Here is a 24,455-nt window from a genome sequence, read left to right on the forward strand (position 1 = left end):
GAGCCGAACGGTTCCTCCCAACCCTCGGCTTACCCATGACGCCCTTGCCGGTCCTCCCCCGGCAGGGGCGTTTTTGTTTTGACATCGGCCCGCCGCCTGGCTTGCCCGCGATCGTTCGCGCGCCTTGCCTTCGCGGGGGGACGAAACGCATAGTGCGGCCGTGATGATGGAACGGGTCGAGATTCGAAGCGCGTCAGCCGCGCATCGCGCACCCTGCGGGGTCTGCGCCGAGTGCGAGGTGCGCACCATGGCGGTCTGCGCGGCCTTGAACGACGACGAGGTCGGGGCGCTGGAGCGTATCATGACCGCGCGCCGGCTCGAGGCCAACGAGATGCTGGTGGAGGAAGGCGCGGCGAAGACGAGCGTCTTCACGCTGACCTCCGGCATGTTGCGCCTGTCCGTCGCCCTGCCGGACGGACGACGCCAGATCACCGGCTTCCTCATGCCCGGCGACTATCTCGGCCTTGCCGACGACGACATCTATTCCGCCAGCGCCGAGGCGGTGGAGCCTTCCGCGCTGTGCGCCTTTCCCGTGCGCCAGATGGAAGCGCTGACCGAGCGCTTTCCTAAGCTTCAGGATCGGCTGCACCGTTTCACCCGCGCCGCGCTGCGCCAGGCGCGGGAGAACCAGCTCATTCTCGGGCGGCTGGCGCCGGTGGAAAAGCTCGCGAGCTTCCTCGTGCTCCTGTCCGCCCGCGCGGTGGAGCACCGCCTGCCGGCAAGCCCGATCGCCCTGCCCATGACGCGCGGCGACATCGCCGACTATCTCGGCCTGACGATCGAGACCGTGAGCCGCTCCTTCACCAAGCTGCGCAATCGCGGCCTGATCGCCATGCCCAGCCCGCAGTCGATCGAAATCCCCGACAGCAAGGCGCTTGCCGCTGTGGCCGGCCTGCCCGGCTACGGGTCCTGAACCAGCCGACCCTCCGTCAGCCGCAGCGTCCGCGAAGCCGCGCCGGCGGGAAGCTCGGCATGGGTGGAGAGGATCACCGTGCGCCCCGCGCAGGCCGCGGGAAGATCGGCGAGGAAGGCGAGTTCCGTGTCGCGGTCGAGCCCGCTGGTCGGCTCGTCGAGAACGAGGATCGCGGCGGGCGACAGAAGCGTGCGGGCAAGGCAGAGGCGTCGCGCCTCCCCGGCCGACAGCGTGCGCCCGGCCTCGCCAAGCGGCGTGTTGAGGCCGAGGGGAAGGGCGGCAAGCAGCGCCCCCAGCCGCACCCGCTCCAACACCTCCCGCAGTTCGGCGTCCGACGCATCGGCGCGCGCGAGAAGGAGATTGCCGCGTAGCGTGTCGAGAAAGACCGGTGCGTTCTGCTCCAGAAACGCGACGCGGCGGTGCAGCTCGGCGCGCGCGACATGGTGGATATCCTCGCCCGCGATCAGGACGCGGCCGCTCTGCGGATCGGCCAGCCGGAGCGTTAGCTGCAGAAGGGCGCTCTTGCCCGATCCGCTGGGGCCGCGGATCGCCACGATCTCGCCGCTCGCCATGTCGAGATCGAGAGCCCGCAGGATGGGGCGTTCGGGGTCGAAACCAAAGCTCACACCCTCGAAGCGGAGCGTCGCCCCTGCCGGCAGCGGGCGGGGCTCGGCTGCGTCGGGGAGTGCGACCGGCAGCGCGGCGAGGTCGCGCAGGCGCCGAGCCGCCCCGGCGGCATGGCCGAGTCGGGCGACGCCGCGCATGGTGAGCGCGCTCGCCTCGAAACTGCCGAGAACGGCGAGCAGCAGGCCGACGAGGAGCGGACCCGAAATCGTGCCCTCCTCCAGGGCGGCGAGGCCCGCGACGAGGACGCCAATGAGCGTCAGCGCGGCGCAGCCCTGCACGGCGGCCGAACCCAAAGTGGCGCGAAGCGCCTGCCGGCGCCGGAGGCGGCCGAGCGCCTCGGCATGGGCAAAAAAGCGCGCCTCGGCGTCTTCGCGGCGGCCGAAGGCCAGGAGATCGGCATGGCCGTCCACCCCGTCGAGGGCTGCGATCCGCAGCTCGGCCGTGCCCTGCGCGATCGCCGCCCCGCCCTGCTTGCCCGCCAGGGCGAAGAGAAGCGGCGCGAGAAGCGAGGCGGCGGCCCAACCGGCGAGATAGATCGGTGCGGCCGGTGGCAGAATGAAATGGAGGGCGAGCGTTCCGAGCGCGCCGATCGCCAATTGCGCCAGAAGCGGGCCGACCGCGAGCAGGAAGGCGGTGTCGAGCGCATCGACATCGGCCGTGAGGCGCGAGACGAGATCGCCGCGCCGCAGCGCCCGGTCAAGCACGGACACGCGCGGGATCATCTGGCGGAAGGTCCAGGCCCGGATCGTGCCCAGCACCCGCAGCGTCGCGTCATGCCCGATCAGCTTCTCGCCATAGCGCGCGCCGATGCGCATCATCGACAGGCCGCGCACCGCCGCCGACGGGCCGAAGAGGTTGAACGCGGCCCCCAGTGTCGTGAGCGAGGCGGCGCTGAGGAACCAGCCGGAGGTGCCGAGCAGCAGGACGCCCGCCAGAAGCGCCAGGAGCGACAGGCCGAGCGCCAGGGCGAAGCGCCCGGCATAGGGCGAAAAGAGCGGGCGGAAGAAAAGAAGCGCGCTCATGCGGCGTCCTCCAGCGGGGCGAGCGGATGGGGAACCGGAAGGAGGCGCCCGCCCTCCAGCCGCAGGGCTCGGCCAAGCGCGGCGGCGACCCTGGCCGAATGGGTGGCGACGAGAAGCGTGCGCCCTTCCGTGAAGCGCAGGAGCTCCTGCAAAACTTCCGCCTCCGTCACGGCGTCGAGATGGGCGGTCGGCTCGTCCAGAAGGACGATCGAGGGATCGCGGAGATAAAGCCGGGCCAGGGCGACGCGGTGCCGCTCGCCGCCGGACAGGCCGAGCCCGTTTTCGCCGATCGGCGTTTCCAGCCCGAGCGGCAGTGTCCCGGCGAAGGCCAGAACCCGCGCGCGTTCGGCGGCGCGCCGGACCTGCGCGTCCGATGCGTCCGGGTCGGCGAAGCGGATATTGTCGCGGATCGTGCCGGTGAAGAGATGCGGGCGCTGCGGCAGAAAGGCGACTCGGTGGCAAAGCTCTTCGCGTGAAACGGCCCCGATCGGCACGGGGCCGAGCCGCAGCGTGCCCTCCGTCTCTCGCAGGCCCACTAAGGCCTCTAGAAGGGTCGACTTGCCGATGCCGCTCGGCCCCAACAAGGCGGCTTGGGCGCCGGGCGCGAGCGTGAGATCGGCGCCGGCGAGGATCTTGCGGCTGCCAACGGGCGCGCGGATCCGAAGTGCGCTCGCCTCGATCCCGAGCGCGCCGCCGGGCAGGAGGCGGGTTTGCGTCGGCAGTTCCTGCGCTTCGCGAAGGTTGGGCAGGTGTTCGAACACAGCCGCGATTTCGTGGACGGCGGCCTTGGCCCCTGCCCGGTCGTGATAATGCGCGGCGAGCGTGCGCAGCGGCTGGTAGACCTCCGGCGCCATCAGGAGACAGAAGAGCCCGGCTTCCAGCGTCAGCGGCGAGGCGCGCAGGCTCACGAGGTCGAGATAGGTGAGGCCGACATAGAGCGCGACGCCCGCGACGCCGAGCGCGGCGAAGAATTCCAGCACCGCCGAGGACAGGAAGGCAAGGCGCAGGACGCGCAAGGTGCGGCGGCGAAGCTCGTCGGTGGAGCGTTCCGCCGCTTCGGCTTCCGCCTCGCCGCGCCCGAGCAGCGCGAGGGTCACGAGGCCGCGCAGCCGGTCCGCGAAGCGGCCGGACAGGCGGGCCAGCGCCTCGGCCTGGGCCGCGCTCGCGGCCTCCGCGCCCCAGCCTGCCAGCGCCATGAAAAGCGGGATCAAGGGCGCGGTCAGGAGAAACAGGAGACCGACCACCCAGTCCGCCGGTATCACCACCGCCGCGAAGGCGATCGGCAGAACCGCGGCGGCGAGCGTCGCCGGCAGGAAGCGGGCGAAGAACCCGTCCAGCGCCTCCACCTGCTCGACCAACGCGCCCGCCAGCGCGCCGGAGGCCCGGTTCGCACTCCAGTCCGGCCGCTCACTGAGGAGCCGGCGAAACAGCGCCCGCCGCAGCGCCAGCTTGATGCGCTCGCTGCCCGCCCCCGCCGCCGCCTCGCCCAGAAGGCCGAGCAGCACCCGGGCGAGAAGCAGCGCGCATAGAAGCGCGATGTCGGGCGTCAGCGCGGTGAGCGGCGCACCCTCGCCCACCGCACGGCCGAGAACGCGCGCAAGTGTCAGCGCCTGCCAGACCAGAAGCGCGCCCGACACGAGCGGCACCGCCATGCCGAGCGCGAGCGGCCAGCCGCCCGCCGGACGAAGGCTCCGCATCCAGCGCCCTTCAGCCCGTTTTTCCGTCTCCTGCGCCATCGCCGCCTGTTCCCTCTTCGTCGGGGAACGGCGTAGGGCCGGGGCGCGAAGGGCGCATTGATTCAAATCAAGGCGCTCCGCGAGGGCGGGCGCTAGAGCGATTTCGAGCACCGGCACGGGGCCGGTCGCCAACCTTCGGGTGAAGCATCATGATCGACATGACGGTCGTCGAGCTGTCGCGGCTCCAGTTCGCGGCCACGGCGATGTACCATTTCCTCTTCGTTCCGCTGACGCTCGGCCTGTCCTTCATGATGGCCATCATGGAAAGCGTCTACGTGATGACCGGCCGCGAGATCTGGCGGCGCATGACGCTGTTCTGGGGCACGCTGTTCGGCATCAACTTCGCCATGGGCGTCGCCACCGGCATCGTCATGGAATTCCAGTTCGGCATGAACTGGAGCTACTACTCGCACTATGTCGGCGACGTGTTCGGCGCGCCGCTGGCGATCGAGGGCCTGATGGCCTTCTTCCTGGAGGCGACCTTCATCGGCCTCTTCTTCTTCGGCTGGGACCGCCTGTCGCGGATCGGCCATCTCTGCGTCACCTGGCTGGTGGCGCTCGGCGCCAATTTCTCCGCGCTCTGGATCCTGATCGCCAACGGCTGGATGCAGAATCCGGTCGGCGCGACCTTCAATCCCGACACGATGCGCATGGAGATCACCGACTTTATGGCCGTGATCTTCAACCCCGTGGCGCAGGCGAAGTTCGTTCACACGGTTTCGGCCGGCTATGTCACGGGCGCCATGTTCGTCCTCTCGGTCAGCGCCTGGTTCCTCCTGCGCGGCCGGCATGTGGAGCTCGCCAAGCGCTCGATCGCGGTGGCGGCCTCCTTCGGCCTCGCCTCGGCCCTGTCGGTGGTCGTGCTCGGCGACGAGAGCGGCTATGCCGCGACCGAGCATCAAAAGATGAAGATCGCTGCGATGGAGGCCATGTGGCACACCGAGCCCGCGCCCGCCGGGTTCAACCTCTTCGCCGTGCCGGGCGACAAGGAAAACTCCTTCGAGGTTCAGGTGCCCTACGCGCTCGGCCTCATCGCCACGCGCTCGCTCTCGGGCGAAATCCCCGGCATTCTCGATCTCGTGGAAACCGCCGGGGGCCGCATCCGCAACGGCATCGTCGCCTACGAGGCGCTCCAGCGGGTGCGCGCCGACGCGAGCGACGGGCAAGCGCGCGCGACCTTCACCGCCAACTGGCGCGATCTCGGCTATGCGCTCCTCCTTAAGCGCTACCGCGACGACATCGCCAATGCGACCCCGCAGGAGATCACACAGGCCGCCTTCGACACGGTGCCGGGCGTCGCGCCGCTCTTCTGGAGCTTCCGCCTCATGGTGGTCTGCGGCTTCTATCTCATCGCCTTCTTCGCCGTAGCCTTCGTCCTCGCCTCGCGCCACCGCATCGGCGAAAGCCGCGCGCTGCTCTGGATCGCGCTCGTTTCGCTGCCGACGCCCTGGATCGCCATCGAGGCGGGTTGGTTCATCGCCGAATACGGGCGCCAGCCCTGGGCGGTGGAAGGCGTGCTGCCGACCTTTTACGCCGCCTCCGGCCTGACGATGACCGATCTCGCCATCAGCCTGGGCTTCTTCCTCACCCTCTACACCACGCTCGCCGTCGTCATGGTGGTGCTGATGCTGAAAACCATCAAGGCGGGGCCCTCGGCGGCCAATGCCCTGATCGACGGCCTTGGTGGCTCGCGGGCCATCCCGGCCGGCGCCGCCGCCGCCCCCGAACAGCGCTGATCCCAAGGAGACGACCCGTGACCAACATTCCCCTCGACTACGAGACCATGCGGCTCGTCTGGTGGGCGCTGCTCGGCATCCTCCTGATCGGCTTCGCGATCATGGACGGCCTCGACCTCGGCGTCGGCGCGCTTCTGCCCTTCGCGGCGCGCACCGACGAGGAACGGCGCATCCTCATCAACCTCGTCGGCCCGACCTGGGAAGGCAACCAGGTCTGGCTGATCCTGGGCGGGGGCGCGATCTTCGCCGCCTGGCCGGCGCTCTACGCCGCGAGCTTCTCCGGCTTCTACCTCGCGATGATCGTGATCCTGCTGGCGCTGATCCTGCGGCCCGTCGGCTTCAAGTTTCGCGGCAAGATCAAGGACAAGCGCTGGCGCGAGACCTGGGACTGGGTGCTCTTCGTCGGCGGCTTCGTTCCCGCGCTGATCTCGGGCGTGGCTGTCGGCAACGTTCTTCTCGGCGTGCCCTTCGGGCTCGACGCGACGCTGCGCCCCTCCTATGCCGGCTCCTTCTTCGGCCTTCTCACGCCCTTCGCGCTGCTCGCCGGTCTCGTCAGCGTCGGCATGTGCCTGGCACAGGGCGCGGCGGTGATCGCGGCGCGATGCGAGGGGCCGGTTGCCGAGCGCGCGCGCCTTTATGGCGGCTGGGCAGCGCTCGCCACCGCCGCGCTCTTCGCGCTCGGCGGGCTCTGGGTCGCCTTCGGGATCGAGGGCTATGTCGTGACCTCGGCGCAGGACGCGCTCGCCCCCTCCAATCCGCTCGCCAAGACGGTGTCGCGCGAGGCCGGCGCCTGGATCGCGAACTACGGCCGCCACCCCTGGATGCTGATCGCCCCGGCGCTCGGCCTTCTCGGCTCGCTCGCCGCCTTCGTTGGCTTGCGGACGCGGCTGAAGGTGGCAACGATCCTCGCCTCCAGCGCTGCGATCTTCGGCATCATCTCGACGGCGGGCCTGTCGCTCTTTCCCTTCCTCCTGCCGTCCTCGCTCGCGCCGGACAGCAGCCTCACGGTCTGGGATGCTTCGTCGAGCCATCTCACGCTCTTCGTGATGCTGATCGCGACGCTCGTCTTCCTGCCGATCATCCTCCTCTACACGACCTGGGTCTACCGGGTGATGAGCGGGCCGGTGAACGCGCAGTCGATCGGCCGCAACCCCAACGCCTACTGACTCCCGACCCCGAAGGACACTTGAGATGTGGTACTTTTCCTGGATTCTCGGCGTCGGTCTCGCCTGCGCCTTCGCCATCCTCAACGCCATGTGGTTCGAGATGCGCGAGGACCGGCGCCTGTCGGCCCTCGCCGGCGATCCCGCCAGCCGGCCCGGCTCCGGGGACCCGGCCCGGTGAGCCCGGCCCGGCGCCTCGCGGCCGCGCGCGTGCCGCGCTACACGTCCTATCCCACCGCGGCGGACTTCACCGCCGCGGTGGGCCCCGTCGATGCGGCGCGCTGGCTCAATGCCATCCCGGCGGGCGAGACAGTCTCGGCCTATCTCCACGTGCCCTACTGCCGCGAGATCTGCCATTATTGCGGTTGCCACGCCAAGGCGGTGCGGCGCGACGAGGTGGTGGACGCCTTTCGCCTGTCGCTCCAGGCCGAGATCGCGCTGGTCGCCCGGCATCTCGGCGGCCCCGCGCGCCTCGGCCGCATCAGCTGGGGCGGCGGCACGCCGTCCGTCCTCGGCCTCGACGGTCTTGCCGCCGTGCTGGGCGAACTCGCCCGGCATTTCGAGATCGAGCCGGACGGCGAACATGCGATCGAACTCGACCCGCGCGCCGTGGACCCCGGCTTCGCCGTGGGTCTGGCGGGCCTCGGCGTCACCCGCGCCAGCCTCGGCGTGCAGGACCTCGACCCGCGCGTGCAAAAGGCGATCGGCCGCATCCAGCCGCCGGCCCAGGTGGAACGGGCCGCCGAGGCGCTGCGCGCGGCCGGCATTTCGCGCCTCAATTTCGATCTGGTCTACGGCCTGCCGCACCAGAGCGAGGTGAGCCTCGGCGAGACGCTGGCCATGGTTCTCGCCATGGCGCCCAGCCGCGTCGCCTTCTATGGCTACGCCCATCTGCCGGCTCGCCGCGCCAACCAGCGCCTGATCGACGGGGCGGCGTTGCCAGGGGGCGAGGAGCGGCTGCGCCAAGCCGAGTTCATCGCCCGGTCGCTGGAGGCCGCCGGGTTCGAGCGCGTCGGCATCGATCATTTCGCGCGCGCCGACGACCCGCTGGCTGAGGCCGCACGCGAGAACCGGCTTCACCGCAACTTCCAGGGCTATACCGACGACCCGCATCCGCTGCTTCTCGGCTTCGGTCCCTCGTCCATCTCCCGCCTGCCCGGCGGCTTCGCGCAGAACGAGAGCGATGTCGGGCGCTGGCGCACAAGCATCGCCGCCGGCGCGCTGGCGACGCGGCGCGGCCATGCCGAGGGCGGCGACGACCGCGAGCGCGCCGGCATCATCGAGCGCCTCATGTGCGCCTTCACCGTCGATCTCGGCGAAACGGCAGGGCGCTTCGGGGACGAACTCGCCCTTCTGCGCCCGCTCGCCGCCGAGGGGCTGGTGGTGCTGGAGCGCGGCCGCGTCACCATGACCCCCGCCGGCAGGCCCTTCGTGCGCCTCGTCGCTGCCGTGTTCGATCGTTTTCGCACGGAGGGCGAAACGGCGTTCAGCGGGTCGGTCTGAACGCCGTCCTGTCGGCACATGCTCTAGTCAGCAGAGCTTGCGGATCAGTCCATAGGCGATCTCGCCATTCTCGCCCGGCACGACGCTGGCCTCCACCGTATTTCGGTCGATGCTGGCATTGATGATGTCCCACATTTCCTCGTCGGAGCGCAGGAGGAGTTCCCAATTCATGAAGACTTCCATGAACCCGTCGTCCTTGGTGCGGTCCGAAAAATTGGCGAAGAGGAAGCGGCCGCCGGGCTTCAGCATGGCCATGCACCGGCGCGTCAGCTTCACCGCCACCGCGCGGGGCAGGTAGTCATAGAGGCCGGCGGCATAGACGAAGTCGAACGTGCCGAGCCCATAGGCCCCGCGCAGGAGGCCCGCCACCGACCCCTCGACAGGCTCGACAGAGGTGCCGGCATAGTCGGCGGCGATGCCGGCGAGGCTTTCCGGGTCCTGGTCCAGCGCCACCCAACGCCCGATCCGGCCCGACTGGAAGGCGGTCGAAAGCGCGGCCTCGCGCAGATGGCCGGCGGCGATGGTCAGGATCTCCGTCTCCCCGGCCTGCTCGGCCGCGAGCGTGTCGACATGGGCGGCCAGAAGGTCCCGGCGCTCGCGAACGGCGGCGGAAGACGCCGAACGGCGCGTGCATTCGAAGATGGCCGCGCCGGTCGTGCTGGCTTTGGCGATGGCCGCGTCCTGGCTGGCATGGCCGTAGATGAAGTCCAGAAGCTGCGCGTCGCCGGAATAGCCGCGCGGCTTTCGGAAGGACCAGTCCGTGAAGGGATCGAGCCGGAGAAGGTCGGTCAGCGGATGCGCCTGGGCGATCGGCACGATCTTCCGCCAGACGGCGTCGGGATAGGCGCGGCGCAGCGAGTGCAGCTCCAGCGAGAGCCAGTTCAGCACCTGCGACCAAGGCTGCTCCTCGCCGATCTTTCCCAGCGCGATCGAGAAGGTGAGGCGAAGCTGGTCGCGCGCCCGCAGGACCCACCGCTCATCGGTGGGCATGTCGAACCCGCCGTGATGGTCGCGCAGCTGCGCCGGTGTCACGAGGCTTTGATTGTCGAGGATAACGGAGGACGAACTCACGGGAGGCTCCAGCGGTTAACACTTCGCTAACCTTAGCGTGCCCCCTTGTCAGATTTTACCTGACATTCACCCGTTTGGGTGATTTTTTAAGGAATGGTTAACTACTCGGCACGAACGTGCGGAGTGGATGCTTGCGGACGCCTTGCGGCTGCTTGCCGAGAGACGCGCCTTGCTTCGATCGTTCTTACGTTACGGCAAGTGTTGTTTGGCGCACGACTAGTCGCTGGGCGATTGCAACTCTTCGAAGCGATCCGAGGTGGGAGCGAACACATCGAGCCGATGGATTTTGAGCGCCTGGTTCCAGGTCGTGCCGTCCGACCTTTGAGCGGAAGTTGTCGGCGGCCTTCCGAGGGCGCTGCGGCAACAGCGCCATCACAGCATCCTCGAAGCTTGGCCTCCACCATGCGTGGTGCAGGGAAACCTGGCTCGTCATCGCAGGAGAGAGCCCCCGCTTACGAAGCGCGCGAGCGCCCCGTCGTCTGCTTCGGGCCCAGCCGGCTGCAGTCCGGCGAAAAAACCGCGGTTCGCACTCGTCAGCCCGACTTGCGTTCTCGCGCCCGCCGTCTAGGCTCGCCGGCATGGATCGAAGACGGGCACTGCAAGTCCTGGGCCTCGGAGCCCTCGCCGCCTTTGTCGGGTTGGGCACGAGGAGCGCCATGGCTGGAAATCGCTATTACACGGGTCCCGTCAGCGATCATTTCGACGGGACGCGCTTCTTCAACCCCGGCGGCATTGCGCCCCGGCCGTTCGCCGACGTCTTGCGCTGGCAGTTCGGCCGGGATCGCGCCCGCTGGCCGAAGGCGGTCCAGAGCCCGTTTCCACAGGCTGTGCCGAAGGCGCGGGTGGAGGATCTGCGGGTCACCATGGTCGGTCACGCGACGCTGCTCGTACAGGTCGCCGGGCTCAACATCCTGACCGATCCCGTCTGGTCCGAGCGCGTTTCGCCCATTTCCTTCATCGGCCCCAAGCGTGTGCTCCCGCCCGGCATCGCCTTCGAGGCCCTGCCGAAGATCGATCTCGTTCTTCTCAGCCACAATCATTACGACCATCTCGACACCGCGACGCTCAAGCGCTTGAAAGCCGCGCATGATCCGCTGGTCGTCACGCCGCTCGGCAACGACCGCATCGTGCTGGACGCCGTGCCGGGCATGCGCATCCGCACCGGCGATTGGGGCGACCGGATCGAGACTCCCGGCGCCGTGGTACATGTCGAGCCCGCGCATCACTGGTCAGCGCGCGGCACGCGCGACCGGCGCATGGCCCTTTGGGCGAGTTTCGTGGTGGAGACCGAGGTGGGCCGGATCTACCATGTCGGCGACACCGGCTTTCATCGCGGCATCAACTACCGCGCCGCCGCCGAGAAGCATGGCGGCTTCCGCCTCGCCATCCTGCCGATCGGCGCCTACAAGCCGCGCTGGTTCATGGAGGGCCAGCACCAGGACCCGAACGAGGCCGTCGAGGGCATGACGCTTGCAAAGGCCGAGTTCGCCGCCGGCCATCACTGGTCGACCTTCCAACTTACCGACGAGCCGATCGACGAGCCGGGCCAAGTTCTGGCCACGGCCCTGAAGGCGAAGGGGATCGGGGCCGGTCGTTTCCGCCCCATGGTGGCGGGCGAGGTGTGGGACGTTCCCACCCGCCGCCCGACCTAAGCAAAGCCGCCTAGTTCTTGAACTCGACCACCGTTTGCAGCGGCAGGACGAGGCGCGAAAGGGCCTGTGCGTCCCAGTTGGTCAGGCGCACGCAGCCGTGGCTGGCGGTCTTGTCGATCTGCGAGGGCTCGGGCGTGCCGTGAATGCCGTAGGTCGGCTTCGACAGGTCGATCCAGACGATGCCGACCGGGCCGTTGGGGCCGGCGGGAAGCGTCAGCTTCTTGCGGTTCTTGCCCTGCTGGAAGTTCTTGGCGGGATTGTATTCGTAGGTCGGCTCGCGCGCGCTGCCCTTCACCTTCATCGTGCCGCTCGGCGAGGGCGTGTCCTCGGAGCCGATCGTGGCGGGGTCCACCAGCACGATGCCGCCCTCCTTGTCGTACGCGATGAGTTCTCCCTTCGACTTGTCCACGACGATGCGCGCGACCTTGGTCTCCGGGTCGGCGCCGGGGTCGGTGACGAGGAGCTTGGCGCCGACGCTTGTGAAGTCCGCGCCGGGATTGAGATCGCGGAGCAGCTTCTCGTCCATGTGGAAGCGTTCTGCCAGCATCTCGGCCGCGTCGCGATAGCCCAGCCAGTCGAGCTTGGCCATTTCGGCATAGTCGCTCGGCATGTCCTTGACGTAGCGCCCGTCCACGTCCTCCCGCGTCAACTCGTAGGTCTTGACGGCGGGTGCCCCGTCCTTCGACAGCGCTTTCCAAAGCGCCTCGTCCACCTGCCCGTTCCCCTTCAGGTCGTTCATGTCCTCATAGGCGCGGATGGCCTTGTCGGTGTTGCCGCCGGCCCGGCCGTCGATCACGCCGGGCGAGGCATGGGCGCGGTCGAGCAGAACCTGGAGGCGGATCAAGAACGGGTCGGGCCGGTCCTTCGGATCGGTGCTCTCCGTTTTTGCGTTTCCGGCAGGCTGCGCGCTCGCGTCCGGCTTGGCCTCCGTTTTTTCAGGTTCGGCGGGCTGAGCTTCCGCCTGTTTCATCGCCTCTTGCCGCCCCTGCCAGTCGGACAGGACGGCCGCGTTCACGGCGCCTTCCGAGAGGTCGGGTGGAGCCAGAGGAGCGGCGAAGGCCGCTGCGCTGGACGCCAGGAAAAAAGCCGTCAAGACCGACAAGGACGTCCGCATCGCATTCCCTCCGCAACTGATCGCAGAGGCAACGTGCGAGCGCCCCGCCGGGTCCCTTAAGAACCGACGGGGCGCAGAGAAATTCCGGGTTATCCCCTGTTGCGGAAAGCCGGCCCGCTCAGGCGGCACTCTTGGCGAAATGCTTGTCGACATAGGACTGGATGCGCTCGCGCATGAAGCGCCCCGAGGCGTCGGCACGCTCCTCCCAGCCGAAGACGCAAGCCGTCACGATTCCGTCGAAACCGACGCCGGCGAGCGAGCCGAAGAACAGGTCCCAGTCGATCTCGCCCTGGCCGATGTCCATGTGCTGGTGGATCGTCACCTTGGCGCCCGGCGGGTTGACGATGTAGCGCAGGCCCGACGATGCCTTGTGGTTGTAGGTGTCGGCGACGTGGACATGGGCGATGAGATCGCCGGCCTCGCGGATCATCCGCGCCATGTCGTCGCCGAAGTAGAACGTGTGCGGCGCGCAGTAGAGGAACTTGACGTTCTTCGAGCCGATCGTCTTCAGCATGTCGATGGCGGGGTGCAGCGTCTCGCACCAGTCCTCGGGGTGCGGCTCCATGTTGAGCTGCACGCCCTCCCGCTCGAAGACCGGGACCAGTTCTTCCATCGAGCGCCACCATGCGGCCTCGGAATGCTCGTGGCTGAAATGGCCGCCGCAGCAATTGGAGCGGTGCGAGCGATCCGGCGATGGGCCGCGCCCGAACTCCGAATTCATGGTGTCGCAGCCCATCTCCACCGTGGCGCGGATGGCCTCCTTCCAATAGCCCACCGCCGCCTGCCGCTCGTCCTCGTGCGGGCTCGCCCAGCGATACATGGGCAAGACCGAGGCGAGCTTCACGCCGTGGTCCGACAGTGCCTTTTTGAACTCCGCCACCCGCTCCTGGTGGGCGCGCGGGCGCACCCACCAGGGCAGGAAGTCTTCGCGGGGGCTGAGTTCGATATGGTCGTAGCCGAGCTCGGCCGTCTTGCGGCAGAGCTCGGGCAGCGACAGGTGCCGATGCATGTAAGGGTCGAGCGCGATCTTCATCGGTTCTGCCTCTCAGCTTGCGGTCAATTGATCGCGCGCTGGAAGGCGCGGTTCGTCTCGTATTTCGCGCGTGCGGGGCCGATCTCGGCGCGCGTCGAGACCTCCGGCACCGCCACGTCCCACCAATGCCCGCCGGCCTCGGTCGTGATCAGCGGATGCGTGTCGATGAGGATGACCGTGGAGCGATCGTTGCCGCGCGTGCGCTCCAGGGCCGCTTCCAGCTCGGCGATCGAGCCCGCCTTCTCGGCCACGGCGCCCATGGCCCGCGCATGGGCGACGAAGTCGATCTCGGGCACCACCTCCTGCCGGCAGTCCTCCAGCAGATTGTTGAAGTTGGCGCCGCCGCATTCCATCTGCAGCCGGTTGATGCAGCCATAGCCCCGGTTGTCGAGAAGGACGACCGTGATCTTCTGGCCGAGCATGACCGAGGTCGCGAGCTCGGAATTCAGCATCATGTAGGACCCGTCGCCGACCATGACGATCACGTCCTTGTCGGGCCGCGCCATCTTGGTGCCGAGCCCGCCGGCGATCTCGTAGCCCATGCAAGAGAAGCCGTATTCCATGTGGTAGCCGCCCGGAGCGGTCGGCGCCCAGAGCTTTTCCAACTCGCCCGGCAGGCCGCCGGCGGCGCAGACCACGATCGTGTCCGCCGTGCCGCGCGCCCGCGCCACGGCGCCGATTACCTGCGCGTCGGAGGGAAGCTCGGCATTGGTCGCGGCCAGCGCCTTGCCCGCCCCCTCGAACCAGCGCACGCGCTCGTCATGGGCGCGTTGCGCTTGGGTCCCGTCGGCCTTCCAGTCGCCCAAGGCCTCGGAGAGAAGCTCGAGGCCGACCTTGGCGTCCGCCACCAGCGGCACGCCGCCGTGCTTCACCGCATCGTAGGGCGCGACGTTGAGCCCGACGATGGCGAGCTCTTCGGCGCGGAACAGCGCCCAGGAGCCGGTGGTGAAGTCCTGTAGCCGCGTGCCGACCGCCAGCACCAGATCGGCGTCCGCCGCCAGCGCGTTGGCCGCCGAGGTGCCGGTGACGCCGACCGCGCCGAGCGCCAGATCATGCGTCTCGTCGATCGCCGACTTGCCGGCCTGCGTCACCGCGACGGGCACGCCATGCGTCTCGGCAAAGCTCAGAAGCTCGCGCGTCGCCTCGGAATAAAGGACGCCGCCGCCAGCGATGATCATCGGCTTCTTCGCCGCGCGGATCAGCGACACGGCGTGCGTCAGCTCGTCCACGTCCGGCCGAGGCCGGCGGGTGTTCCAGACCTTCTCGGCAAACAGCGCGGCGGGAAAGTCGTAGGCCTCGGCCTGCACGTCCTGGCAGAGCGAGAGCGTGACGGGCCCGCAATCCACGGGATCGGTCAGCACCTGCATGGCGCGGCCGAGTGCGGGGATCAGCTGTTCGGGCCGCTGGATGCGGTCGAAATATTTCGACACGGGCCGGAAGCAGTCGGAGGCCGAGACCGTGCCGTCGCCGAAATCCTCGACCTGCTGCAGAACCGGGTCGGGCAGGCGGTTGGCGAAGACATCGCCGGGCAGGAACAGAACCGGCAGGCGGTTCACATGCGCGACGCCCGCCGCCGTGACGAGATTGAGCGCGCCGGGCCCGATCGAGGTCGTGCAGGCCATGAAGCGGCGGCGGAAGCTCGCCTTGGCAAAGGCGATGGCGGCATGCGCCATGCCCTGCTCGTTGTGCGCGCGATAGGTCGGGAACTCGTCCTTCACGCCATGCAGCGCCTCGCCCATGCCCGCCACGTTGCCATGGCCGAAGATCGCCCAGCAGCCGGCGAAGATAGGAAGCACCTCCCCGTCGATCACCGTCTTCTGCGCCATCATGAAGCGCACCAGCGCCTGCGCCACCGTCAGCCGGATCGTCTTTGACGTCATCGATATGTCTCCTCGGCCATGCCTGCTCTTCACCCCCGCTGCCTCAGCGGTAGAAGTCCGGCTTGGCGTCCGTGTTGATGGCAACGATCTGGCCCGTGCGCTTGGCCTCGACGCAGGCGTCCGAAGTGACGGCGGCGAAATAGCCGTCCCACGCGGTCGGTCCGGTCACCTCGCCCTGGAGCGTCGCCTGCACCCATTCCTGCAGCTCGACATCGTAGGAGTCGATGAAGCGCAACTTCCAGTCCATCATGATGGACTGGCCGGCCATCTGGTTCTTGCGCATCGGCACGGTCGCGGGCTCGGGCAGGTTGGCCGTGCCGTCCTCGCCGACGATCTGGCACTGGATGTCGTAGCCGAACTGGCAGTTCACGAAGATCTCGGTGTCGATCACGACGCCGCACTTGGTCTTGAGAACGACGATGTAAGGATCGTCCAGCCCGTTCAGCGCATGGCGCGAGCGCTTGCCCTGGATGACCTGGGCCGAGACGTAGTCGTCGTCCACCAGCCAGCGCAACACGTCGATCTCGTGGATGAACGTGTCGGTGATGCCCATGTCGCCGACATAATGGGCGGGAACGGACGGGTTGCGATGGGCGCAGTGGAGCATCAGCGGATCGCCGATCTGGCCCGAGGTGACGACCTCCTTCAGGAGGCGATAGCCCGCGTCGTAGCGGCGCATGAAGCCGACCTGCACGAGGTGGCGGCCGCTGGCGATCTCCGCCTCGACGATGCGAAGACACGCCTCGGCCGTGGTCGCCAGCGGCTTCTCGCAGAAGACCGGCTTGCCGGCCTCGATCGCGGCCAGCACGAATTCCTCGTGGCTCGGCCCCCAAGAGGTGACGAGAACGGCGTCGACATCGGGCGAGTTGACGAGGTCCTGACCCGTGGCATGGACCTTGGCCGAGGGGCAGAGCCGTGCGGCGACCGCCTGGGCGTTCTCGGAATTGATGTCGTTGACCGCGACGACGCTGGAGCCCGCGAGCTTGCCGTTGAGGCGCGCGATATGCTCCTGCCCGATCGCGCCCGTGCCGATCACACCGATCTTCAAACTCATGGAAGGTCTTTCGTCTGTCTGGAAACTGTTGTGGATGGGTCGAGAACTAGTGACCGGCCGGGGCAGCGACGTCCACCCAGGCGCGCGTCTCGTGCGAGCGCGCCATGGCATGGACGGTCTCCTCGATGGCGAAGCCCGTCTCGAAGGACACGAGGCGCGCCGGTTGCCCGGCAATGGCGGCCAGCAGCTCGTGCGCTTCGATCACCTTCAGGTCGTTGAAGCCGAGCCCGTGGCCCGGGGCCGGCACGAAGGCGCCGTAGGGCGCATGAACGGGGCCGGTGAGGATCGTGCGGAAGCCCAGGGTCCGCTCGTCGCCCTCGCGGGTGAAGAGCTGGAACTCGTTCATGCGCTCCTGGTCGTAAGCGATCGTGCCCTGCGAGCCGAAAACCTGCACCGCGATCCGCCCCTTGCGGCCCCAGGCGGCGCGGTTGGCCACCAGCAGGCCTGAGGCGCCGTTGGCGAGGCGCAGGAGCGAGGTGGCGATCTCGTGCGTCTCCACCGGCCGCCCCTCGCGGGCGGCATACGGCTTGGCCTGATCGGTCATGACGCTCGCCACCGGCCCGGCGAGGCGCCAGAGCAGCGAGAGCGGATGCACGGCGAAATCGTCCAGCGCGCCATAGCCGGAGGCCGCCCCGTTCTTGAAGGCGAACGGCGCGTCCGGGTCGGCCATGAAGTCCTCGTCCATCTCGAGGCGCACATGGTTGACCGTGCCGATCACGCCGTCTTGGATCAAGGCTTCCATCTGCCGGATGGCGGGGTTCTGGATGTAGTTGTAGCCGAGCGCCGCGACGCGGCCGGACCGGCGCTGCGCCTCCAGCATGGCGCGTGCGTCCTCGCGGCTCGTCGCCATCGGCTTCTCGCACCAGACATGCTTGCCGGCCTCGAAGGCCGCACACGCCATCTCGGCATGGAACGGGTTGGGCGCGGCGATGGAGACGACGTCCACCTCCGGGTCCGCCACCAGAGCACGCCAGTCGCCGCTGGCCTTGGTGAAGCCGAACTCGGCGGCCTTGGCTTCGGCCAGCTCCGCGTTGGCGTCGGCGAGATGAACGAGGCGCGGGCGAAGCGCCTCGCCGAAGGTCGCGGCCACCGCGTTCCAGGCGAGCGCGTGGCATTTGCCCATGAAGCCGGTGCCGATGAGGCCGACGCCGATCGTTGTCTTCAAGCTCATGCCCGGCCCCGCTTGCGTTGGCGATACTGGTCCACCACCACGGCGGCGACGATGATGACGCCCTTCACGATCTCTTGGTAGTAGGCGTCGATGCGAAGGAAGGTGAAGCCCGAGGTCATGACGCCGAGGATGATGACGCCGATCACCGTGCCGGTGATGCGCCCGACGCCGCCGGCGAGCGACGTGCCGCCGATCACCGCTGCGGCGATGGCGTCGAGTTCGTAGGATACGCCCATTCCGGCCTGCCCGGAGACGGCGCGCGCCGAGGTGACGATGCCGGCCAGACCCGCCAGCGTGCCGGCGATGGCATAGACGGTGAGGAGGTGGCGGTTGACGTTGATGCCCGAGACGATGGCCGCCTGCCGGTTGGCGCCGATCGCATAGGTGAACTTGCCGTAGCGGGTGTAGCGCAGCGCGATGTGGAAGATCAGCGCGACCACGAGGAAGATCACTACCGGCATGGCGCCGGCGCCGATCGCGGAATAGCTGTCCGACAGCATGGAGACGGGCTGGCCACCGGTGTACCACTTGGCCGCGCCGCGCGCCGCCACCATCATGCCGAGCGTGGCGATGAAGGGCGGAATGCCGGTATAGGCGATCAGCGCGCCGTTCACGAGCCCGGCGCCGAGCCCGACGAGAAGACCGGCCACGATCGGAACGATCACCGGCAGGCCGGTCAGCGCAGGGTAGACGGCGCGGGCATAGTCGGGGTTCTGGGCAAGGCTTGCCGCGACCATGGCGGTGAAGGCCACGACCGAGCCGGAGGAGAGATCGACGCCCGAGGTGATGATGACCTGCGTCACGCCTACGGCGATGATGCCGATCACCGAGACCTGCAGGATCATGACCACGAGGCGCTGCGTGTTGCCGAGGAAGCTCTGGCCGATCAGCACCCAGCCCAAAGCCTCGAAGATCAGCGCGATGCCGATCAGCACGAGAAGGATCGAGACTTCGGTCGGCAGCTTGCGGCGTCGCCGCGTTGGCTTGTCCACCGCGGGAGCGGGCGGCACGCCGCCCTGCGTCGCTTCGTTGAGGGTCATCGGTTCTCTCCCGGTTGTCTTGGCGATGCGCGGGTTCCTCGGCTCTCCCGGCCGGGCGTCGCGCCGCCGCTGTTCCTGTGTCGCCCCCGTCAGGAGGAGGCGAGGTCCATGACGCGCTCCTGCGTCGCCTCGGCGCGGTCGAGAATGCCGGTCACGCGCCCGGCATGGACCACCATCACCCGGTCGCTCATGCCCAGCACCTCGGGCAGTTCCGACGAGATCATGAGAACGGCCAGCCCCTCGCCCGCGAGCTTGGAGACGAGGCGGTGGATCTCGGCCTTGGCGCCGACGTCGATGCCGCGCGTCGGCTCGTCCAGAATGAGGATCTTCGGCTTGGTCAGGAGCCAACGGCCGATCAGCACCTTCTGCTGGTTGCCGCCCGACAGGTTGCCGATCCGCTCGTCGAGATCGGGCGTCTTGACGCGCAGCGCCTTCGACATCTCCTCGCAGGTGCGATCCACCTCGCCCTGGCGCACGAAGCCACTGGCGGTGAAGCGATCCTGGATCACCGCCATCTGCATGTTCTCGGTGATCGAGAGCGGCAGGAAGCAGCCGGTGTCCTTGCGGTCCTCGGTCAGGAAGGCCATGCCATGGCGCATGGCGACGCCGGGATTGGCGACTTCCACCTTCTGGCCGAAGAGCTCGATCGTGCCCGAGGTCGCGGGCGTCACGCCGAACAGCGTCTCGGCGATGTTGGAGCGGCCCGAGCCGACGAGGCCGGCAAGCCCCAGGATCTCGCCCGCACGCAGGTCGAAGGACACGTCCTGAAAGACCCGCCCCAGCGAGAGATTGCGCACCGACAGAACAGTCTCGCCGATCTTGGCCTCTTCCTTCGGGAACATCTGCGTCAGCTCGCGGCCCACCATCATGCGGATGATGTCGTCGCGGGTGACGGTCTTGGCGTCCTCGGTGCCGATATATTTGCCGTCGCGGAAGATCGAGACCTCGTCGGCGATCTCGGCCAGCTCGTCCATCTTATGGGTGATGTAGACGATGCCCTTGCCCTGTTCGCGAAGCTGCCGGACGATGCGGAACAGGTGCTCCACCTCGCGATCGGTCAGCGCCGAGGTCGGCTCGTCCATGATGAGGACGTCCGACTGGTAGGACACGGCTTTCGCGATCTCCACCATCTGCCGGCTGGCGATCGAGAGCGTCTGCGTCTCGGCCTCGGGGTCGAGGTCGATCGAAAGGTCGGCGAACAGCTTCTCGGTGCGCCGGCGCAACTCGCCATGGTCCACGAAGCCGAAGCGGTTCAGCGGCTCGCGGCGAATCCAGATGTTCTCCGCCACCGTCATGAAGGGCATCAGGTTCAGTTCCTGATGGATCATGGCAATGCCGTTTTCCAGCGCGTCGAGCGGGCCCTTCAGCCGGATTTCCTGGCCACGCAGGCGCACCCCGCCGCCGTCCGGCGTGTAGATGCCGGCGATGATCTTCATGAGCGTCGACTTGCCCGCGCCGTTCTCGCCCATCAAGGCATGGACGGTGCCGCGCCGGACGCGAAACTGAACGTTGTCGAGCGCGACGACGCCGGGAAAGACCTTGCGGACCCCGTCCACCTCCAGAAGGTAGTCCGAGCCGGGAACCGCGCCGCTTTCGCGCACCGCGCGCATGGTCGTCGGACTGATCGTGTGAGCCGCCATCTCTCGGTGCCTCCCGCAAGGATCGTGGAAGCGACGGGCTTGGCCCCCCGCCGCATGCGTCGTCATTGGGCCTTGGCGTATTTTTCCATGGTCTGCGGCGTCACCAGTTCGAACGGCACCCAGATCTTGCGGTCGGTGGCCTCGCCCTTGGCGAGCGCTGCGGCCGCATCCACCGAGGCCGCGCCCTGCGCGGTGGCGTTCTGGAAGACGGTGACGTCGAGATCGCCCGCCTTCATCGCGGCGAGCCCGTCGGGCGTCGCGTCGATGCCGGCGACGACCACGGTTTTGGGATCGCGCCCAACCGCCTTTATCGCCTGGATCGCGCCGATCGCCATCTCGTCATTGTTGGCGATCACGGCATCGAACTCGGCCGAGGACGACAGCCAATTGGTCATGACGTTCTGGGCCTCGATCCGGTCCCAGCCGGCGGCCTGCCGATCGACGATCGAAATGCCCTTACAGTCTGGCGTCGCCAGCACATCCTCGATGTCCTGCGTGCGCACGATCGAGGAATGGTTGTTGAGCGGCCCCATCAGCACATAGGCCGCGCCCTTGCCGCCGAGCAGCCGGCAGACTTCCTGCGTCTGCATCGTGCCGGACTGCTTCTCGTCGGAGCCGACGAAGGCGGTTTTTTCCGGCAGGGTTTCCAGATCGGCCGGCGGGTGGACGGAGTAGACGATCGGTATCTTGGCCTCGGTCGCGAGCTTGGTCATGGCCGGCGTGCCGTCGCCGTCCACCGCCGTCACCACGATGGCGTCGACGCCGGCGGCGATGAAGTTGCGAACCTGATCGAGCTGGCGCTGCGGGTCGTTCTGCGCGTCCTCGACCTGGAGCGTGAGGCCGGACATCGCCTTGGCGCGGCCCTCCATGCCCTGGCGCAGGATGGTGAGAAACACCGAATCCGCCCGCGCCAGCGTGACGCCGATCGTCTCGGCCAGGGTGGGCACCGTTGTGGAGGCAAGAAGCGCCGCGACCAGTGCGGCACCGAGAAGCTTCGTCTTCATGGAACGTGTCCTGTCGCGGGTGGAGCAGAGGCCGGGGCGCCGCGTCGTGGCGGCACCCCGGCCGTTCGGGTCTGAACCCTTAAGGCCTCGGCCGTCAGGGGCGGGCCGTCAGTTCTTGGCGGCGTAGGTCGCCATGTTGGCGGGGGTGACGAGCTCGAAGGGCACGTCCACCACCTTCTCCACCTTCTCGCCCTTGATGAGCTTTTCCACCGTGTCGATCGCGCCGGCGCCCTGGCCGGCGGCGTTCTGGAAGACAGTGACCTTGAGGTCGCCCGCCTTCATGGCGGCGAGACCGTCCTGCGTGGCGTCGACGCCCGCGACGATCACGTCCTTCATGCCGGCAGCCTTCAGCGCCTGGATCGCGCCGATGGCCATCTCGTCGTTGTTGGACACGACGGCGGCAGGCTTCAGCCCGGCCGAGATCCAGTTGGTCATCAGGTCGGTCGCCTGGGTGCGCTGCCAGTTGGCGGTCTGCTTGTCGAGGATCTTGATGCCGGTGCAGGGCTCCTTGGCGATCACGTCCTCGACGTCCTGCGTGCGCTGGCGGGCGGCCTGGTTGGAGAGCTCGCCCATCATCACCACGATGTCGCCCTTGCCGCCCATGAGCTTGCAGACTTCCTGCATCTCCAGCGTGCCGGACTTCTTCTCGTCCGAACCGACGAAGGCGGTCTTGGCGGGAAGTTTCTCGACATCGGCCGGCTGGCGGTTGACGTAGACGAGCGGAATGCCGGCATCGTTGGCGAGCTTCGTCATCTGCGCCGTCGCGTCGGTGTCGACCGGGTTGACGATGATCCCGTCCACCTTCTGGGCAATGAAGTTCTGGATCTGGTTGAGCTGCTTGCCGATGTCGTTGGTGGCGTCCTCGACCTGGAGGGTCATGCCCTCCTTCTTCTTGGCCGCGTCCTGCATGCCGTTGCGCAGGACGGTCAGGAAGTTGTCGTCGAACAGGGCCATGGACACGCCGATATTGGCGGCCTGGGCCGAGGCCATCATGGCGACCGACGCGGCAAGCGTAAGCAGAATGCGGTTCATCAGGCACTTCCTCCCATGTTCGGGCCGTCCGTCTTTTGCGGCGCCCGATGTTTCCTTAACCCCCGCCGCCGACCTCCCTGCCGACGGCCGATTCATGTTTCAGGCGGCCTGCGCCTTGAGCCCGTCCGCCACGAAGGCGATGCTGGCGCTGAGATCGCCCGCGATGTCCGCGCTACCTGCGACCTCGGCCGCGAAGGGCTCGAAGGACGCCGGGCCGCGATAGCCCCCCTTCGCCAGCGCGCGCAGCTGCCCCAGATTGTCGATGAGATCGCCCGGGCCGACGAGGACTCGGTGCGGATCGCGCATCGCCTCGCGCGGCACGGCCCTGTCCTCGACACCCGAAATGTGGACGAGGCCGGTGCGCTCGGGAAACAGCGCCGTCTCCCCGGCGACGAAATGGTGGAACGTGTCGTGCACGAGCTTGAAGCGCTCGCCCTGCACGACCGCGTCGATGGCGGCGACCGCCTCGCTCTTCAGGCGCAGCGAGCATTCCGCAAAGCCGAGCGGCTCGACAAGGCCGATCAGACCGGCCTCGGCCAGGATCGGCGCCAAGCCGCTCAGGGCCTCGCGCAGCGCGGCGAGCCGCGTCGCGTCGTCGCTCCAGAAGCCCTCTTCGTTCACCGGGCAGAGAACCAGCGCCTCCGCCCCGGCGGCTGACGCCTCTGCGGCAAGAGACTTGGCTTCCTCGGCGCGGACCGGGGTCCATTCGTTGAAACGCTGAAGGGCGTTGACCGACAGGATGCGTAGTCCCTTGGCGGATGCGAGGGCGCCGACCTCGTGGCCCGGCGTGCCATCAGCCAGCGCGACGCCGGCCAGGTCGTTGCGGATCTCCACCGCCGTCAGGCCGAGACGCTGCGCCAGTTCGAAGAAGGCTTCGACGCCCAAACCGGGCGCGACCATATGATTGACAGCGAATTCCAAGACCCGAAACCTCCCCGCCTCGCCCTTCACCCCGACCCCATCCCGGTCAAAAGCGAATTTGGAATGTGTATGCCCTTTTATACCAATATGGAAATTTGTATTCTGCGTGCGGGAAGCGTGTCAAGCGGCAGGGAGCGCGCTTTCTGTGCAATCAGCAAAATGGGGAGCGGACGGCAATGACGGTGAGCGACGAACAGGTTCGAGCCGATTCGGCCAGCGCGCCGGAGACCTTCGCCGCCTTGCGCGAGCGGCTGGCGAGCGGCGCGGTGAAACTGCCCAAGCGGCTGAAGCAGGTCGCTTCCTTCGCCCTCGCCCAGCCCGACGAGATCGCGCTGGGCACGGTGACGAGCATCGCCGACAAGGCGGGCGTGCAGCCCTCGACCCTCATCCGCTTCAGCCAGGCGCTGGGTTTTGCCGGCTTTTCCGATCTTCAGGCGCTGTTTCGCGAGCGGCTGCGCAACCAGGTCTCGAACTACGACGAGCGGCTTCTGTCGCTGCGCCAGCGCAATGGCGACGCCTCCCGTTCGGCCGCCCTGTTCGACGGGTTCTGCGAGGCCTCGACGCGCTCGATCTCCGGCATGCACGATCGGCTCGACGTCGCCGCCATGGATGAGGCGATTCGCATCCTGGCCGAGGCCGAGACGATCTATCTCATCGCGCAGCGCCGCTCCTTTCCCGTCACCGCCTATGTCAGCTACGCGCTGGGCAAGCTCGGCATCCGCAATGTCCTGATCGGCTCGGCGGTCGGCACCGATGCCGAGACGGCGTCCTTCGCGACGGCTCGCGACGCGGCGGTCGCCATCTCCTTCACGCCCTATGCCTCGTCCACCGTCGCCTATGCCCGGCAGGTGGCCGAACAGGGCGCGCCGCTGGTGGTCATCACCGACAGCCCGTTCAGCCCGCTCGTTTCCGAAGGGCATCTCTGGTTCGAGGTGGTGGAGGCGGATTTCCAGGGGTTTCGCTCTCTCGCCGCCAGTCTGGCGCTCGCCATGACGCTGGTCGTCGGCGTGGCCGAGCGCCGCCGCGCCGGCGGCCCGCGCCCGGCGATGGAGGGCATGTGAGCTATCTCGCAAAATTTGGAATTGAAATTCCATATTGACGATATTGTTGCCTCATGCTTCATCTTGACGCGATGGGAACGCG

General features: G+C 68.0%; 20 protein-coding genes. 7 read left to right on the forward strand and 13 right to left on the reverse strand.

The annotated features are described in order from the left end of the window. Window positions 1-166 precede the first annotated feature (166 nt). Window positions 167-913, forward strand: a complete 747-nt coding sequence (locus M673_RS18290) for a Crp/Fnr family transcriptional regulator (protein WP_061978298.1) — start codon at window positions 167-169, stop codon at window positions 911-913. Here the strand turns inward: M673_RS18290 and cydC are convergent. Next, on the reverse strand, window positions 901-2,562 hold the full coding sequence (gene cydC / locus M673_RS18295) for a thiol reductant ABC exporter subunit CydC (RefSeq protein ID WP_061978141.1): 1,662 nt from the start codon (window positions 2,560-2,562) through the stop codon (window positions 901-903). The genes M673_RS18290 and cydC overlap by 13 nt on opposite strands. After that, a complete protein-coding gene (cydD, locus tag M673_RS18300; protein ID WP_244510308.1) occupies window positions 2,559-4,259 on the reverse strand; it encodes a thiol reductant ABC exporter subunit CydD in 1,701 nt (566 codons plus the stop codon). Before cydD ends, cydC begins: the two co-directional genes overlap by 4 nt. 188 nt (window positions 4,260-4,447) lie before the next feature. Between cydD and M673_RS18305 the strand changes: the two genes are divergently transcribed. From M673_RS18305 to hemN, 4 genes are read left to right on the forward strand one after another with little or no spacing between them, the layout of a single operon-like run. Then, entirely contained in the window at window positions 4,448-6,034 is a 1,587-nt protein-coding gene (locus tag M673_RS18305; protein WP_061978143.1) for a cytochrome ubiquinol oxidase subunit I, read from the forward strand. 17 nt (window positions 6,035-6,051) lie between these two features. Next, window positions 6,052-7,200, forward strand: a complete 1,149-nt coding sequence (gene cydB / locus M673_RS18310; protein WP_148640182.1) for a cytochrome d ubiquinol oxidase subunit II — start codon at window positions 6,052-6,054, stop codon at window positions 7,198-7,200. Window positions 7,201-7,225: 25 nt separating this feature from the next. Beyond that, window positions 7,226-7,378 carry a cytochrome bd-I oxidase subunit CydX gene (gene cydX / locus M673_RS18315; protein ID WP_061978144.1) on the forward strand — a complete coding sequence of 51 codons (153 nt, stop codon included), beginning with the start codon at window positions 7,226-7,228 and terminating at the stop codon, window positions 7,376-7,378. Next, window positions 7,375-8,700, forward strand: a complete 1,326-nt coding sequence (gene hemN / locus M673_RS18320) for an oxygen-independent coproporphyrinogen III oxidase (protein WP_061978145.1) — start codon at window positions 7,375-7,377, stop codon at window positions 8,698-8,700. The genes cydX and hemN overlap by 4 nt, the downstream gene beginning before the upstream one ends. A gap of 27 nt (window positions 8,701-8,727) precedes the next feature. Here hemN and M673_RS18325 read toward each other — a convergent pair whose 3' ends face one another. Next, window positions 8,728-9,771 (reverse strand): class I SAM-dependent methyltransferase, encoded by a 1,044-nt coding sequence (locus M673_RS18325; RefSeq protein WP_061978146.1) that lies wholly within the window; start codon window positions 9,769-9,771, stop codon window positions 8,728-8,730. Window positions 9,772-10,427: 656 nt separating this feature from the next. Between M673_RS18325 and M673_RS18330 the strand changes: the two genes are divergently transcribed. Next, window positions 10,428-11,423, forward strand: coding sequence for an MBL fold metallo-hydrolase (locus tag M673_RS18330; RefSeq protein ID WP_061978147.1), 996 nt, complete (start codon window positions 10,428-10,430; stop codon window positions 11,421-11,423). Between the two features lie 10 nt (window positions 11,424-11,433). Here the strand turns inward: M673_RS18330 and M673_RS18335 are convergent, their stop codons facing one another. The 10 genes from M673_RS18335 to M673_RS18380 form a co-directional block, all read right to left on the reverse strand. Beyond that, window positions 11,434-12,537 carry a L,D-transpeptidase family protein gene (locus M673_RS18335; protein ID WP_082639819.1) on the reverse strand — a complete coding sequence of 368 codons (1,104 nt, stop codon included), beginning with the start codon at window positions 12,535-12,537 and terminating at the stop codon, window positions 11,434-11,436. 118 nt (window positions 12,538-12,655) lie between these two features. Further along, the gene (locus tag M673_RS18340) at window positions 12,656-13,570 is read right to left on the reverse strand and encodes a sugar phosphate isomerase/epimerase family protein (RefSeq protein WP_061978148.1); all 915 of its coding nucleotides are present in this window, start codon (window positions 13,568-13,570) and stop codon (window positions 12,656-12,658) included. Between the two features lie 23 nt (window positions 13,571-13,593). Then, the gene (gene iolD / locus M673_RS18345; protein ID WP_061978149.1) at window positions 13,594-15,450 is read right to left on the reverse strand and encodes a 3D-(3,5/4)-trihydroxycyclohexane-1,2-dione acylhydrolase (decyclizing); all 1,857 of its coding nucleotides are present in this window, start codon (window positions 15,448-15,450) and stop codon (window positions 13,594-13,596) included. A gap of 43 nt (window positions 15,451-15,493) precedes the next feature. Further along, the gene (locus M673_RS18350; RefSeq protein ID WP_061978150.1) at window positions 15,494-16,504 is read right to left on the reverse strand and encodes a Gfo/Idh/MocA family protein; all 1,011 of its coding nucleotides are present in this window, start codon (window positions 16,502-16,504) and stop codon (window positions 15,494-15,496) included. A 46-nt stretch (window positions 16,505-16,550) separates the two neighbouring features. Beyond that, window positions 16,551-17,675, reverse strand: coding sequence for a Gfo/Idh/MocA family protein (locus M673_RS18355; protein WP_061978151.1), 1,125 nt, complete (start codon window positions 17,673-17,675; stop codon window positions 16,551-16,553). Next, a complete protein-coding gene (locus M673_RS18360) occupies window positions 17,672-18,715 on the reverse strand; it encodes an ABC transporter permease (protein ID WP_061978152.1) in 1,044 nt (347 codons plus the stop codon). The genes M673_RS18355 and M673_RS18360 overlap by 4 nt, the downstream gene beginning before the upstream one ends. An 89-nt stretch (window positions 18,716-18,804) precedes the next feature. Next, window positions 18,805-20,355 (reverse strand): sugar ABC transporter ATP-binding protein, encoded by a 1,551-nt coding sequence (locus tag M673_RS18365; RefSeq protein WP_148640183.1) that lies wholly within the window; start codon window positions 20,353-20,355, stop codon window positions 18,805-18,807. A 62-nt stretch (window positions 20,356-20,417) separates the two neighbouring features. Further along, window positions 20,418-21,359: a substrate-binding domain-containing protein gene (locus M673_RS18370; protein ID WP_061978153.1), complete on the reverse strand. Its 942-nt coding sequence runs from the start codon at window positions 21,357-21,359 to the stop codon at window positions 20,418-20,420. A gap of 108 nt (window positions 21,360-21,467) precedes the next feature. Then, the gene (locus M673_RS18375) at window positions 21,468-22,391 is read right to left on the reverse strand and encodes a sugar ABC transporter substrate-binding protein (RefSeq protein ID WP_061978154.1); all 924 of its coding nucleotides are present in this window, start codon (window positions 22,389-22,391) and stop codon (window positions 21,468-21,470) included. Window positions 22,392-22,490: 99 nt separating this feature from the next. Then, on the reverse strand, window positions 22,491-23,312 hold the full coding sequence (locus M673_RS18380) for a TIM barrel protein (RefSeq protein ID WP_306302814.1): 822 nt from the start codon (window positions 23,310-23,312) through the stop codon (window positions 22,491-22,493). A gap of 176 nt (window positions 23,313-23,488) precedes the next feature. On the opposite strand from M673_RS18380, the gene M673_RS18385 reads away from it, so the two are divergent. Further along, entirely contained in the window at window positions 23,489-24,373 is an 885-nt protein-coding gene (locus M673_RS18385) for a MurR/RpiR family transcriptional regulator (protein ID WP_061978155.1), read from the forward strand. The last annotated feature ends 82 nt before the right edge of the window (window positions 24,374-24,455 follow it).

The sequence above is a fragment of the Aureimonas sp. AU20 genome, assembly GCF_001442755.1.
Taxonomy (GTDB): domain Bacteria; phylum Pseudomonadota; class Alphaproteobacteria; order Rhizobiales; family Rhizobiaceae; genus Aureimonas.